The sequence below is a fragment of the Acinetobacter sp. YH12039 genome (assembly GCF_013420015.1).
Classification (GTDB): Bacteria; Pseudomonadota; Gammaproteobacteria; order Pseudomonadales; family Moraxellaceae; genus Acinetobacter; species Acinetobacter amyesii.
Genome location: NZ_VOZA01000016.1, coordinates 1 through 14342 on the forward strand (window position 1 = coordinate 1; position 14342 = coordinate 14342).

At 39.7% G+C, this 14342-nt stretch carries 9 protein-coding genes and 1 tRNA gene; 9 read left to right on the forward strand and 1 reads right to left on the reverse strand.

The features are described from left to right. The first annotated feature begins 191 nt into the window (after positions 1–191). On the forward strand, positions 192–2609 hold the full coding sequence (locus tag FTT98_RS08665) for a membrane-bound PQQ-dependent dehydrogenase, glucose/quinate/shikimate family (protein WP_180177271.1): 2418 nt from the start codon (positions 192–194) through the stop codon (positions 2607–2609). A 382-nt stretch (positions 2610–2991) separates the two neighbouring features. Here FTT98_RS08665 and FTT98_RS08670 read toward each other — a convergent pair. Further along, positions 2992–3067, reverse strand: a tRNA-Gly gene (locus tag FTT98_RS08670). Between the two features lie 515 nt (positions 3068–3582). Between FTT98_RS08670 and FTT98_RS08675 the strand changes: the two genes are divergently transcribed. The 8 genes from FTT98_RS08675 to FTT98_RS08710 all read left to right on the forward strand — a co-directional run bounded on the left by FTT98_RS08675 (position 3583) and on the right by FTT98_RS08710 (position 14341). Further along, positions 3583–4806 carry an efflux RND transporter periplasmic adaptor subunit gene (locus FTT98_RS08675; protein WP_004974297.1) on the forward strand — a complete coding sequence of 408 codons (1224 nt, stop codon included), beginning with the start codon at positions 3583–3585 and terminating at the stop codon, positions 4804–4806. 10 nt (positions 4807–4816) lie between these two features. Then, positions 4817–7900 carry an efflux RND transporter permease subunit gene (locus tag FTT98_RS08680; protein ID WP_004974298.1) on the forward strand — a complete coding sequence of 1028 codons (3084 nt, stop codon included), beginning with the start codon at positions 4817–4819 and terminating at the stop codon, positions 7898–7900. Beyond that, on the forward strand, positions 7893–8216 hold the full coding sequence (locus tag FTT98_RS08685; RefSeq protein ID WP_004974301.1) for a DUF3240 family protein: 324 nt from the start codon (positions 7893–7895) through the stop codon (positions 8214–8216). Before FTT98_RS08680 ends, FTT98_RS08685 begins: the two co-directional genes overlap by 8 nt. Then, positions 8216–9523 carry a TolC family protein gene (locus FTT98_RS08690; RefSeq protein ID WP_004974304.1) on the forward strand — a complete coding sequence of 436 codons (1308 nt, stop codon included), beginning with the start codon at positions 8216–8218 and terminating at the stop codon, positions 9521–9523. Before FTT98_RS08685 ends, FTT98_RS08690 begins: the two co-directional genes overlap by 1 nt. A 72-nt stretch (positions 9524–9595) precedes the next feature. Continuing rightward, positions 9596–10258: a response regulator gene (locus FTT98_RS08695; RefSeq protein ID WP_180177272.1), complete on the forward strand. Its 663-nt coding sequence runs from the start codon at positions 9596–9598 to the stop codon at positions 10256–10258. Continuing rightward, positions 10259–11623: an ATP-binding protein gene (locus FTT98_RS08700; RefSeq protein WP_004974307.1), complete on the forward strand. Its 1365-nt coding sequence runs from the start codon at positions 10259–10261 to the stop codon at positions 11621–11623. It abuts the gene before it with no gap. 368 nt (positions 11624–11991) lie between these two features. Further along, positions 11992–13668 (forward strand): phosphoethanolamine transferase, encoded by a 1677-nt coding sequence (locus FTT98_RS08705; protein ID WP_180006176.1) that lies wholly within the window; start codon positions 11992–11994, stop codon positions 13666–13668. A 1-nt stretch (position 13669) separates the two neighbouring features. Further along, complete coding sequence (locus FTT98_RS08710) at positions 13670–14341, forward strand: response regulator transcription factor (RefSeq protein WP_151203559.1); 672 nt, start codon at positions 13670–13672, stop codon at positions 14339–14341. Position 14342 lies beyond the last annotated feature (1 nt).

Below are 14342 nucleotides of genomic sequence, written 5' to 3' on the forward strand. Positions count from 1 at the left end.
GTCATGAGAAAGCCCATATAAATGGGTAATGTACAAGTTGCTGTAGAAGCATGTTTAATTCGTCTGATCACAGATACTTTATAAAGTATTTTAATACTTTTTTGAATCAGTCAATGCGTAAGTCCTAAAGACTTTACTTTATTCTAATTTTTTGACTATTTAACCAAGCCTATATTACCCAGAGGCAAGGTATGAACACAGAACAAACCTCTCCGCAAGAGCGTGTAGGGGCTAAAGTCTACCGATATTTTTTTATCGTACTGACTGCTCTGATCGCACTATATTTAATCATCCAAGGTTCTAAATTATTGAGTCTCGGTGGTTCAAGCTATTATCTCATTGCTGGTGTTGCGTATATCGTCATCGCTGTTTTATATGCAATGAAAAAAGCCGCTGGCTTTTGGTTGTCTATCATCACATTTATTGCAACTGTGATCTGGGCAATTGCTGAAGTGCAAGGTTTTGACTTTTGGCAATATATTCCACGTTTAGTGACCCCAACTGTTTTATTTGTTTTAAGCCTATGGGCAAGTCGTAGTCTGCCTGCACTGAGGCTCACAAAAGTTAAAATAGCCAATCAAGTTGGATTCGTTGGTTTAGCTGCCTGTGTGGTTGCGCTGATTGCCGCATTCTTCCCACATGGCAAAATTTTAAATCCAGTTGATCTCGTACAAGATCCAAGTTTAGCAAAACCAAATGCTGAAAACCCAGACAACTGGGAGTATTTTGGTCGTAATGGTAACGGTACACGTTTCGCTCCATATACTGACATTACCCCTGAAAATGTCAAAGATTTGAAAGTTGCTTGGACCTACCATACGGGTCGTGATTTGAAAGCAGGTGTAGACGAAAATACACCCATTCAAATTGGTAGCACACTGTATTCATGTACACCGACCAATATTATCACTGCCATTGATGGTGATAGTGGTAAAGCACTTTGGAAATATGATCCTAAAGCAAAAACTGCGGAACATATTACCTGTCGTGGTGTAGGCTACTACGATGCAACTAAAGATAAATCACTTACACCTGCCGATTTAGCATCTAACGGCATCAAAGCATGTCCACAACGTATTTTAACCTCTACTGTTGATGGTCGTTTAATTGCCTTGAATGCGAAAACAGGTGCTTTATGCCCTGAGTTTGGTATCAATGGTCAAGTCGATGTTTTACATGACATGGGGCCAACTGAACAAAGTAAACGCTACCACCCAACATCAACTCCTCTCATTGCAGGTCATGTTGCAATTTTAGGTGGCTGGGTCCGTGATATTGTGCACGGCGAGCCTTCTGGTGTCGTACGTGCCTATGATGTTCGTACAGGTAAATTGGCTTGGGCGTGGGATATTGGTAATCCTGAACTTGTTGGTGAGCCTAAAGATGGTAAAGGTTATACCCTTGAAACGCCAAACATGTGGACCATTCCAACCTATGACAAAGACTTAAATCTTGTTTATTTACCTACTGGTAATGGTCCTCCAGATTATTGGGGTGGTGACCGTAGTGGTGCTAAAGAGAAATTTGGTTCGGCTGTCGTTGCTGTCAATGCAACGACTGGTAAAACAGTGTGGTCGTATCAAATTGTGCATCATGACGTATGGGATTATGACTTACCGTCACAACCTGTGCTTTACACCATGACCAATGATCAAGGTGAAAAAGTTCCTGCATTGATTCAAACCACTAAAATGGGACAAATCTTTGTCTTAGACCGTCGTACGGGTAAACCAGTGTCTAAAGTGGTTGAAAAAGCCGTTCCAACCTCTGGTGCTGCTGAAGGTGAAAAACTTTCTCCAACTCAACCATATTCTGTCGATATGCCACAAATTGGGAATGACACTTTACGTGAAAAAGACATGTGGGGGATCTCTACCTTTGACCAATTAAACTGTCGTATTGATTATAAAGATTCTGTGTATCAAGGTCTTTATACCCCGCCGGGTGAAAAACCATATATAGAATGGCCAAGTCTTTTAGGTGGTATGAACTGGGGTGGTATTTCTATCGATGAATCAACAGGTTTGATGTTCGTCAACGATATGCGTATGCCACTTCGTATGTCTCTTGTACGTAAAGAAGACATGGGCAAGTACAAAATCTCAACGGATGAAGTTCCAGGATTCATGGGGACTGTACGTCCACAATTTGCAGGTCCATATGCAGGTGTAAAAATCGACATCATGCAGTCTGCATTGGGTGTACCATGTAACCGCCCTCCGTTCGGAACCATGACAGCGATTGATTTGAAATCTAAAAAAGTCGTTTGGGAAGTGCCAATGGGGACTGCTGAACAACTTGGACCTTTAGGTATTAAATCTCATATGCCAATGCCTCTTGGTATGCCTACTTTAGGTGGTCCAACGTCAACTGCTTCTGGTCTAGTATTCTTTGCAGGTACTCAAGATTACTACTTACGTGCTTTAGACTCTAAAACCGGTAAAGAAGTGTGGAAAGCTGAACTTCCTGTGGCTGCTGTTGCAGCACCATTGATTTATAAGTCACCAAAAACTGGAAAACAATATGTGGTTATTTCTGCAGGTGGTGCAAGCCACTCTAAAGATGTAGGTGATTACATCATTGCCTATGCTTTGCCTGATCAAAAATAATTGACATACAATTTACTAAAAAACCAAAGCTTAGGCTTTGGTTTTTTTTGAAAAAATAATGATCAATATCTAAAATTTTAATAAGTAATTAACTACACTAATCATAGTTTTTCACAAATTCTAAAACGTAGATCGCATTCAACTTTTAAAGTCCCTTTTTATGCTTAATTCGTCACCTTAATTATAGGGAGTAAGAGAGTCATGTAATTTATTTGATACACGGTGTTTCATCACATATTATCAAATCAAGGGATGTTATTTTGTCTCGTATATTTAAAGAATAATCCTAATTTTCGAGTAGCTAGTAGTAGGAGGTTTTCAAAAAATGAATAAAATTAGTCATAAAAAAAGCCCCCATATTTCGATGAGGGCTTTTTGAATTTGGAGCGGGAAAGGAGACTCGAACTCCCGACCCCAACCTTGGCAAGGTTATGCTCTACCAACTGAGCTATTCCCGCGGAGTCTATCCTGTTTTTTTACTAAAAAACTGAATCGAAAAAAATTTGGAGCGGGAAAGGAGACTCGAACTCCCGACCCCAACCTTGGCAAGGTCACCGAGATTTATTCCATTAAATGACCTTAATTATAAGTATATGATTTGATTACTGGTATATAGTTTTTGGTGGAGTAAAATTTTGATCAATTTAGATCATTTAATGTGGTTTTGGTCACTTCATTTTAGACATTTTAGTTTATAAAAGTCACCTATGTTTTGATGCTGATTTTCGTGAGAAATAATAACAATATATAGTTTAATATAATGATTATTAATAATTTATAAATCGACTACAACATGTAGTAGCGAAGATGCTCAAAATGCACTTACTACGTAACATCAGTTAAATAAAAGTCTCCCACAAACCCAATACGGTTCACTTGGGCCTATGCAGTCTGAAATAGGTTTATAAACTTAATCTGATCTTAAGAACTTAATCTTAGCTTTGTAGAGAAAATCTCTTGAAGGATGAAACGAGTGGATCAGCGAGTAGATGTACTAAATTTTAAAAAACTATTATATCTAATGAGCGTCTTGATCTTGATTAGCCTTGGGCTATGGTGGGGAAGTAAGCTGCTCTCGAATAAAAATATAGAGGCTAAAGTAGAGAGACAGGTTTCAGAGGCTGAGAGGAGTCCTGAAGTCTCAGAGCAACAAATCTTAATTTCTTCAAAACAAATTGAGCAAGTTGGGATCAAATTACACACATTAGGTGCTTCTTCTACTAACATACAAAAACAAATTATTTTACAAGGGCAAGTACAGTGGTCACCAGAAAGCAAAGTTGTACTGACTAGTCCTGTTTCAGGAATGGTGCAGCAAGTTTTGGTACAACCCTTGGCAGAAGTTACCCGGAATCATCATGTACTTGCTGTACATAGTCCAGATTTAATTCAGATTCAAAATGAAATATTGCAGCTTCGTGCTCAACAACAATTAGCCCAGCAAAATTTAACACGTGAACGTAGCTTATATGCTGAAGGCATTATTGCCGAGAAGCGTGTGCAAGAGGCACAGAATCAAGTACAGCGTCTTAATATTAACTTAGGTGCAAAACAGCGAATGCTGCAATTTATGGGAGGAGGGCAGGTAAATAGTCTAAATTCCATTGTCTATGTTAAAAGCCCAACAAGTGGTTATATAGAAAACTTACAGGTTTCTACAGGTCAGTATGTTGAGGCTGGTACAGTATTAGGTCAACTTGTAAACGCTGATTCACCGTTACAATTGTTATTACAAGCTAATTTAGCTGACAGTAAATATGTGCATATTGGGGATGTTGTTCAGGTTGAAGGTTGTGATATTACAGGGCATATACAAAATATCGCTCCAGCACTTGTAGGGAATACACAAACTCAAAATATCATCGTACAAATGGATACCAAACATAATTGTTTGCGGGTGCAACAATTTGTCAAAGTTCATGTTCAAAGTAAGCAGCCAACAGTAATTGCAGCATGGCCAGTACCAAGTACTGCCATAACCTCACAAGATGGTAAACACATTATTTTTGTTAAAAATCAGAAGGGGTTTGAAGCTGTAACGGTTGAAGTTCTATCAGCTGATCAGCAGCAAAGTTATATTACAGCTGAAAAATTAAAACCCAAAATGCAACTTGCTATCAGTGGTGTAGAGCGTCTCAAGGCGGTGTGGTCTGGCTTTGGTGCAGAGCAAGCACCTATTAGCACTACAGAACGTTGAGGTGAGACATATGTTAAAACGTCTTATCGCCTTTTCACTTAGTCAGCGCATTTTAATATTATTGCTCACATTGGCGATCAGTGTGGCAGGCTACATTGCTTTTACGAAACTACCAATTGATGCTTTTCCTGATGTGTCAAGTACGCAAGTACAAATTGTGATGAAATCGCCCGGCATGACGCCCGAAGAGGTGGAAAGCCGTATTGTTGTACCCATTGAACAAGAAATGTTGGGAATATCTCATCAGACAGTAATGCGTTCGCAATCTAAATACGCGATTGCGATTATCACATTAGACTTTGCTGAAGGCACTGACCCTTATTGGGCTAGACAACAGGTGAATGAACGTTTAAGTAATGTGATGTCTGCATTACCAAGTAGTACGTCAGGTGGAATTGCACCCATGACGACCCCATTAGGTGAATCTTTTATGTTTACCTTACATGGGCCACTCAGTGATATGGAAAAACGAACTCTACTTGATCGGGTGGTTCGTCCACAACTTCGTAAAATTGAAGGGGTCGCCGATGTTAACGCTTTGGGGGGACTTGTTCGTACATTTGAAGTGACCCCTAATTTAGAGGCCCTGGCGGCACGAGGCTTATCTTTAACACAGCTACAACAGGCAATCGAGCTAAATAATGCCAGTGATGGTGCTGGGCGGCTTAATGAAAATGGAGAGTCATTACTGATCCGAAGCGATAGCCGCGTCAGAAACCTTGAAGAGTTAGGCGATATTATTGTTTCTAGCCATCAAGGAACATTGGTGCGGGTTAAAGATGTTGCACAGGTACATACTGGAGCACTCACACGCTATGGTGCAGTGACTGAAAATGGCCAAGGTGAGGCTGTCCAAGGTATTGTATTAACTTTAAAAGGTGCGAATGCACGTCAAGTCGTTCAACATGTTCGTGAGCATTTGTCCGACATTGAAAAAACTCTGCCACAGGGTACAACGATTGAACCATTTTATGATCGTGGTGAGTTGGTAAACCGAGCCATTCATACCGTAAGTAAAACGTTATTAGAAGCTATTGTCTTAGTCTTGATTTTACTTTTATTGTTCTTAGGAAACCTAAGGTCTGCTTTAGTGGTTGCGGCAGTTTTACCATTATCTGCACTAAGTACTTTTTTGATGATGCACCATTTTGGTTTAAGTGCCAATTTAATGTCTTTAGGTGGTTTGACGATTGCGATTGGTTTATTAGTGGATGCTGCAGTTGTAGTGGTTGAAAATATTGAAATGCAACTTGCTGAAGCAAAAGAGTCACCGCAACGTTCTTTTTTACCGCCATTAAATATGATTTACCGCGCAGTGTCTGAGGTTGCAGTACCAGTCACAGCAGGCATGATCATTATTATGTTAGTGTTTATTCCATTGGTCACGCTTGAAGGATTGGAAGGGAAGCTCTTTTCACCTGTGGCTTTAACAATTGTATTTGCTTTATCAAGTTCACTAATTTTTTCTTTGACAGTGATTCCTGTACTGTGTTCATTCTTTCTAAAACCGAAAGCACATCACACACCCTTTTTAGTAGCTAAATTAGAAACTGGTTACCGAAAACTTTTGAATCTGAGTTTAGCCCATCCTAAACAGATTTATGTCTTAGCAGGTGGTACCTTACTTCTGGCTGCATTGATTTTCCCATTCATTGGAAAGTCATTTATGCCAACCATGGATGAGGGAGATACTATTTTACAGTTAGAAAAAATCCCTTCGATTAGCTTACAAAACTCAATTGCATTAGATCTGGATATTCAAAAACGTATTTTGGAACAAGTGCCTGAAGTTGAAAGAATTGTGGCACGTACAGGTTCTGATGAATTGGGATTAGACCCTATGGGGTTAAATGAAACAGATAGTTTCATTGTGCTAAAACCACAAACGCAATGGCAAGTCAAAAATAAAGAGCAAATTTTAGAAAAAATTCGTCTTGTACTTCAAGATGTTCCTGGCGTGAACTTAACATTTAGTCAACCCATAGAGATGCGCACTTCAGAAATGTTGTCTGGAGTACGAGGAGATTTGGCTGTCAAAATTTTTGGAAGTGATTTAGACCAGCTTAATGATTTATCAAAGCAAATTGCAATAGTTCTACAAGGCATTGAAGGCAATGAAGATGTCATGACACTCGAAAATTCGGGAGTACAGTATCAAGAGCTGCGAATCCATCGTGATATGGCTATACGAAATCAATTGGACAGTCAAAATGTTCAAGCCCAACTCAAGATGCTCGTGGAAGGCAAAGAAATAGGTTCCATTATTGAACAGGGGCGCCCTGTTCCATTAATGATGAAAGGGGATCCACGTTTGGGAGAGTCGAGTTTTGAATTTTCCAATATTGCCTTGCCAATTGAGAATGCAGCTGCAGTGCCATTGTTATCTTTAGCAGAAGTGGTTAAGACTGAGGGTGTCGTAAAAATTGATCGTGAAAATGCATCACGAATGTCAGTGGTACGTGCCAACGTACGTGATCGTGATTTAGTTAGTTTTGTAGATGAAGCAAAACAATTGGTTGCAGAGAAAGTCAAGTTACCAACCGGCTACTCACTCAAATGGGGGGGGCAATTTGAAAACCAACAACGTGCGGCTGCTCGCTTAATGCTTGTTGTACCTGCTGCATTAACAATGATCTTCTTTTTACTATTTACGACTTTGGGTTCGGTGCGTCAAGCCGTATTGGTTTTCGTCAATATTCCCTTTGCGTTAGTCGGTGGAGTATTTGCATTAGCATTAACAGGTGAGTATTTATCTGTTCCTGCATCAGTTGGTTTTATTGCCTTGATGGGGATTGCTGTACTGAATGGTTTAGTGATGATTAGTTATTTTAATCAACTGATTTCTCGTGGTGTTGCAATTGAGGAAGTTGTTCGTGAAGGTGCTATGCGCCGTTTACGTCCAGTCATGATGACCGCGAGTATTGCAGCTTTAGGTTTGATCCCATTGTTATTTACTACTGGCCCTGGTGCCGAGATTCAACGTCCATTGGCGATAGTTGTGATTGGAGGGCTTATTTCTTGTACTTTGCTGACTCTGATTTTACTTCCTAACTTGTTTAAAAAATTTGGTTTAGCGCGAGATCATCATGTCTGAAATATGCCAACTCTCTATTAACGTGTCCTCTGATATTGCTGAAGAACTTATGGAGCATTTGTGGTTAATTCCTGAGTTGATTTCAGGGTGTACTTGTGTCAACGCACAAGGGTTTGGTAATCGCCAACATTATCGTAATGTTCAGGAAAAAATTCGCGGAGCAACTGAACGGAATCTTATATTGCTGATTGTACAACACGAATCTGTATCATTGGTTTTGGCGCATATTCAGCAAAAATTTAAATCAAGTGATTGTTTTTATTGGGTCATACCTACATTAATTTCTGGTTATATGAGCCAAGGAGCACTTGACTAATGACATTAAATATCAAATTTAAATCAACACTTCTAGGCCAAATTTGGTATCTGTTTGGGTTGGGCTATTGTTTTACAGTGGCTTCGACAGCAATTGCAAAACCTCAACTTGAAGCTGCTTTGCCACCACTTGAAGCAGTACAACAGAGTCTAGTAGAACATCCGAATGTGCGTGCTGCAATATCAGAGCAAGATTATGCAGACTTTGCCCGACAAGGATTAAAAGTAGGGCAAAATCCGTGGACTGTTACAGCCGGTATGCAAGTACGTAAGACGGATACACAACTAGAGCGAAAACAAGCCAATAGTTATGAACCTAGTTTGGGGATAGAAAAACAAATACGTTTGCCTAATAAATACCGGCTAGATCAAGATCTAGCACAACGTATTTCAAGTATTGCAGAACTGAAGTATGAGAATGCTCAACATCAAGCATCTAAAATGTTGTTAAATAGTTGGTTTGCTTATATGCGAAGCACATTGCATTTGAAGCGACTGCAAGAACAGCTGGATCAAATTCAGCAATTTATCCAAGTGACTGAACAACGTATTCGAGCAGGAGATGCACCACGACTTGAGCTAATGCTCTTGAAGAATGAGTACCAACAACTTGAGGAACAATATATGCAAGCTAAAGCTGCATATATTCAAGCTCAGCAATTGTTGGCCCGCGATTATAGAGGAAAGATCCCTGAACAGTGGAGCAGCGATGTTATACAGCCTAGCCCTATACAGTATAGTCAAGCAGAGTGGGTACAGAAAATTTTGTCAGTTAATCATGAGTTAGCACTCGTAAGGATGCAAGCTACACAGCAATACGCAGTATTAAAAAGAGAGCAGCTTAATAGACTGCCAGATCCTACGATTGGTTTTGGTTACAGTAGGGAGCAATCGGGAGAGGAGAATTTATTAGGGGTTAGTGTTTCAATTCCTTTGACTGCGCGACAAGTCGGTATTGCTTCAGGAATGGCAGCGGCAGAAGCAAAAAAAGCGGATTTGGAGGTATTGCGTGTAGAAAAACGTCTGCGTCAAGAAATACAGGGGTGGGTGATTCAAATGGAGTCAGCGACTGTACGGAATACGAAGGCGCAAGAAAACTTACAACTGTTGCAACAACAACATCACTTGATGCAAAAAGCGTATAAATTAGGTGAGTTGAATCTCAATGAGCTTTTGTTGCATTCGCAGCAATTGATTGAAGCACGTAGCCGAGTCGATCAAGCTAAAGTAGATTATGCAGAAAGTATGAGTTCCTTATTACTTGATTCTCATCAATTGTGGCCTTTACATGAGATGGATAGAATTTAACAGTAATATTTACGAGCATAGTAGGGATTATAAATTTGCGCTGTAGTTTGGTAAGCAAGAGAAAAAGGTGTTATGAGAGTTCTATTGGTAGAAGATGATAGCTTGTTGGCAAAAGCAACTGCACGTGGTCTAGATCAAATGGGCTTTGTAGTTGACATTGCGAGCACAGCAGAGCAAGCGTACCATTTTTTAGTGAGTTATCATTATCACTTTATTCTACTAGACTTAGGTTTGCCTGATCGAAATGGGATTGAAATTTTAAAATCACTACGTCGCAAAAAGAATCAAGTTGGAATTATTATTCTGACTGCTCAAGATCAAGTTAATGATCGTATTACAGGTCTAGAGGCAGGAGCTGATGATTTTGTTGTTAAACCTTATGATTTACATGAGGTCGTAGCAAGGATTCATGCTGTATTACGCCGAATTTCAGGAGAGGTAGGGGACCTAATTCAGGTTGGAAATATTAGTATTAACAAAGCGAGTAAACAAGTACTGTTAAATCAAGTCGAAATTGAGTTGACACATAAAGAGTTTCATTTATTGGAGTTATTTACTCTCAATCGTGGTCGTGTAATTTCGCGTGAAAATATAGAAAATTCATTTTATGCTTATGACGTTGATGTGAGTAGTAATGTTGTACAAGTCTATATTCATAACTTGCGTCGGAAATTAGGTAAAAATATTATCCGTACAGTACAAGGTTTTGGATATATCATGGATGAACAGCATTAAATGGCTGATCCAATTCGCAGCTATTCATTAACCCAGCGCTTATCTATAATTTTACTGGCAATTACCACTAGCGTTTGGTTGGGTAGTTTAGGAAGTATTTATTGGGGAATGCAAAACACTGCCAATAATATTTTTGATAAGTCATTAGCAGAAACTGCTCATGCTTTATTGTCTACGACTCTAAGTACCCTAGATGGAAAAGTACCGCAGCATACAGTGATTGAAAAAGCTAAGGGTGAGCATTATGACCAAATTGTATTTCAAATTTGGCATCGTGATGGACAATTAATTTATCGTTCTATTGGTGTGGAAACACAGCCATTTGTTCAGCAAGATAATTTTGGTTGGATTAAACTGAATAATAATACTTATCGTAGTTATTCTGTTTGGGATAGTACGCATACAATACAGGTACAAATTGCGCAGGTTTGGACAATTCGAAAAGATATTCAGCAAGATATGTTGCTGTTTTTGATTTTGGTTTCAATCATATTTTTGCCATTATTATTATGGTTGATTATTTGCACGATCCGTCGTCATTTATTGGCTGTATATAGCATTAGTCAAAACTTAGAAAAACAATCCATTGAACATTTAAATCCAATTAAGCCAGTTGTACCGAAAGAAATAGAACCTTTAGTGAGCTCTTTAAATACCTTACTTAGTGAGATTGCTGAAAGTATGCAACGTGAAAAACGTTTTACCTCAAATGCCGCTCATGAACTCCGTACACCATTAGCTGCTATACGCTTACATGCCCAAGTACTTCAAAATGCACGTTCCAATGAGGAGTCTAAGGAAGCTGCACAGGACATTATTACAGGAGTAGACAAAGCATCAAGAATGATTACTCAGTTGCTTACATTAGCGAGGCTTGAACCGAATGCCACACAAAACAAAAGCAATATTGATTTGGTAGATATTGTTAAAGGTACAGTTGAAATGATGGGTATTCAGTTCAGAAAAGCAGGTGTAGACTTACAATTGCATCTCACCTCAGTGTGCGTTTGGGGGCAGTCAGATCAGTTGGAAATTATGTTGAGAAATATACTCGAAAATGCCATTCTTTATCGTAGTTCAATACATAAACCTATTATTAAAGTCAGTTGTGGAAGTATTGGAAATGGTAGTTTTATACAGGTTGAAGATAACGGCATAGGTCTAGATGAAGCACAAATCCCATTTATATTTCAGCGTTTTTATAGAATAAATCAAGCCAGTTCTGTAGTAGGAAGTGGTCTGGGATTATCTATTGTGAAGCAGATTATTGACTCTCATTTAGGCAAGATTACTTTACAACGTGCAAATGCAGTTGGAGGATTGATTGTCAGAATTGAATTTTTCAAAAAATTGAATATTTATTAAAACGATAGTCAAAAAAATAGATTTTATCATATTGATTTATAAATTTAATTTAAATGCTGGCGTATATCGTTGTCCACTCATAATGTTCTCTCCTATGCAAAAAGAATAGACGAAATTTGTCTAGGAGAATGGTGGCAGTCCAGGGCCTGGTTCAAGCATGACTTGAGTAATACTCGGGCTGTGCTCATGATTTGCTTGAGCATTACTTGCGGATTTTCCCCAACGTGCTTGGGCTGCATTTTTGGTTTTATCAGATTTGATTTGAAATCAAAATATGTATAAGTTTTTGTAGCTCTCAGATTATTTTAAGTCATTTTTAAGATTCAAATTTTAGGCTAAAGCATATTAAAGTCTTTGAACTAAAAAAAATGCTTAAGCTGCCTTCTTTTCCCGGTCTACGCCAGATCAAACCCCTCAGCCTTGCACGCTTCAACCTGTTACTCGCCATTTGGCTGGGACTGGTCTTAAACTTTGCTTTCTATCAGAAAATCCATCAACTGACGCCTTATACCAACCTCAAGGCAGACGCATTATTGGCGGCTACAGTCTTGGTAGTTATCGGCTTGTACAATCTGGTCTTGCAGTGGCTGAACTGGAAATGGAATGCCAAGATACTGGCCAGTGTGCTGATCATTCTGGGCGGTTTTAGTGCTTATTTTGTCAATAGTCTGGGGGTTGTTATTACGCCGGACCAGATCCAGAATATGCTGCAGACCGATGCCCGGGAAGTCCGTGATCTCTGGTCAATACGGCTGGTGATCTGGACGCTGGTCTTTGTGATTTTTCCTTTGTGTATCGTCTGGATGCTGAACATTCAGCCTGCATCTTTCGGGCGTCAATTGTTGCATAAAAGCCTGAGCAGTCTGCTTTCGGCCGTATTGATTCTAGGACTGTTATTCTGTTTTTATGTCGATTATGCAGCCATCTTCCGCGAGCACCGCGATCTGAAGGGCATGATTTCCCCGCAAAATAGTATTGCATCCACCGTATCCTACTATAAAAAGAAAGCACCTAAAGCCAATTTGCCTTTGATTCCTTATGGTGAAGATGCCCATCTGCTGCAGCAGGCTCAAATACAGAAACAACCCAAATTGATGGTGCTGGTGGTTGGGGAGACTGCACGTGCCGAGAGTTTTGCTTTAAATGGTTATGCACGCAATACCAATCCTGAACTGAGCAAGTTACCGATAATTAATTTCAATCAAGTCAGTTCTTGCGGAACTGCCACAGCTGTTTCAGTACCGTGTATGTTTTCAGGGATGACACGTCAAAACTATAATGAACAGTTGGCTAGCCACCGAGAAGGTTTGCTGGATATTGCTCAGCGGGCCGGTTATCAGGTGACCTGGATTGATAATAATTCGGGCTGTAAAGGTGCCTGTGACCGCGTACAAAAATACCAGATTCCAGCCCAACTGAAACAGAGATGGTGTGATGCTGGTGGTGAATGTTTTGATGAAATCCTGGTGGATAGCCTGAAAGATTATCTGGCGCATCTGGATAAAAACAACTCGAAACCGCAGTTAATTGTACTGCATCAGATGGGCAGTCATGGCCCCGCATATTTCAAGCGCTCCAAAGCACCATATCAGCCATTTCAACCGACCTGTAATACCAATGCCATTCAGGGCTGCAGTACAGAAGAATTAAAGAATAGCTATGATAATTCGATTGTATATACAGACCATGTTCTTGCCGAGATCATTGAAACTTTAAAGCAACAGACTCAATATCAAACCGGTTTCTGGTATCTGTCTGATCATGGAGAATCTACCGGAGAGCACGGTTTATACCTGCATGGTGCTCCTTATAGCATGGCGCCCACGCAGCAAACCCATATCCCAATGCTGATGTGGTTTTCTGATACCTGGCAACAGTATAATGCCCTGCAGCTAAACTGTTTAAAAACACAGACCGGACAGGCACGCAGTCACGATCATCTTTTCCCCAGCTTATTAAGTATGCTGGATATAAAAACGCAAGTGATTGAAGCTAAAAATGATATGCTTGCACAATGCTCATCATCATTAAAAAACAGAGCTTGAAATGCATAAAATACTGATTATTGAAGATGACTTTATGATTGCCGAGTCGACTGAAACATTGCTTAAACTGCATCAGTTTGAGGTGTACTGGGTCAATAATGGGATTGAGGGTTTAAAACAATTACAGCAGCAGGTCTACGATATTGTGCTGCTCGATTTAGGTTTGCCAATGATGGATGGCATGTTGGTGCTAAAAAATATCCGGCAGAAGTTTCCGAATTTACCGGTATTGATTATCTCTGCCCGGGATCAATTACAAAACCGGGTAGATGGGCTGAATCAGGGAGCTGATGACTACTTGATTAAACCCTATGAGTTTGACGAACTGCTGGCCCGTATTCATGCCTTAATCCGACGTGCCGGCTTAAAAAATACTGTGACAGATATGAATAAGAAATTATCACACAGTGGGCTGGAACTGGACCTGGAACAGCACATCGTATGCTTTAATGGTGAACCGATCGAGTTGTCTAATCGGGAATGGTCTATTCTCACTGCACTCCTCATGCATCCTAGCAAAATTTTTTCTAAAAACGATTTAGAAGACAAACTTTATGATTTCGATAGTGATGTAAGTAGTAATACTGTGGAAGTCTATATTCATCATCTGCGCGCCAAATTAGGAAAAGACTTTATACGGACGATCCGTGGTCTAGGATATCGCTTAGGATAGA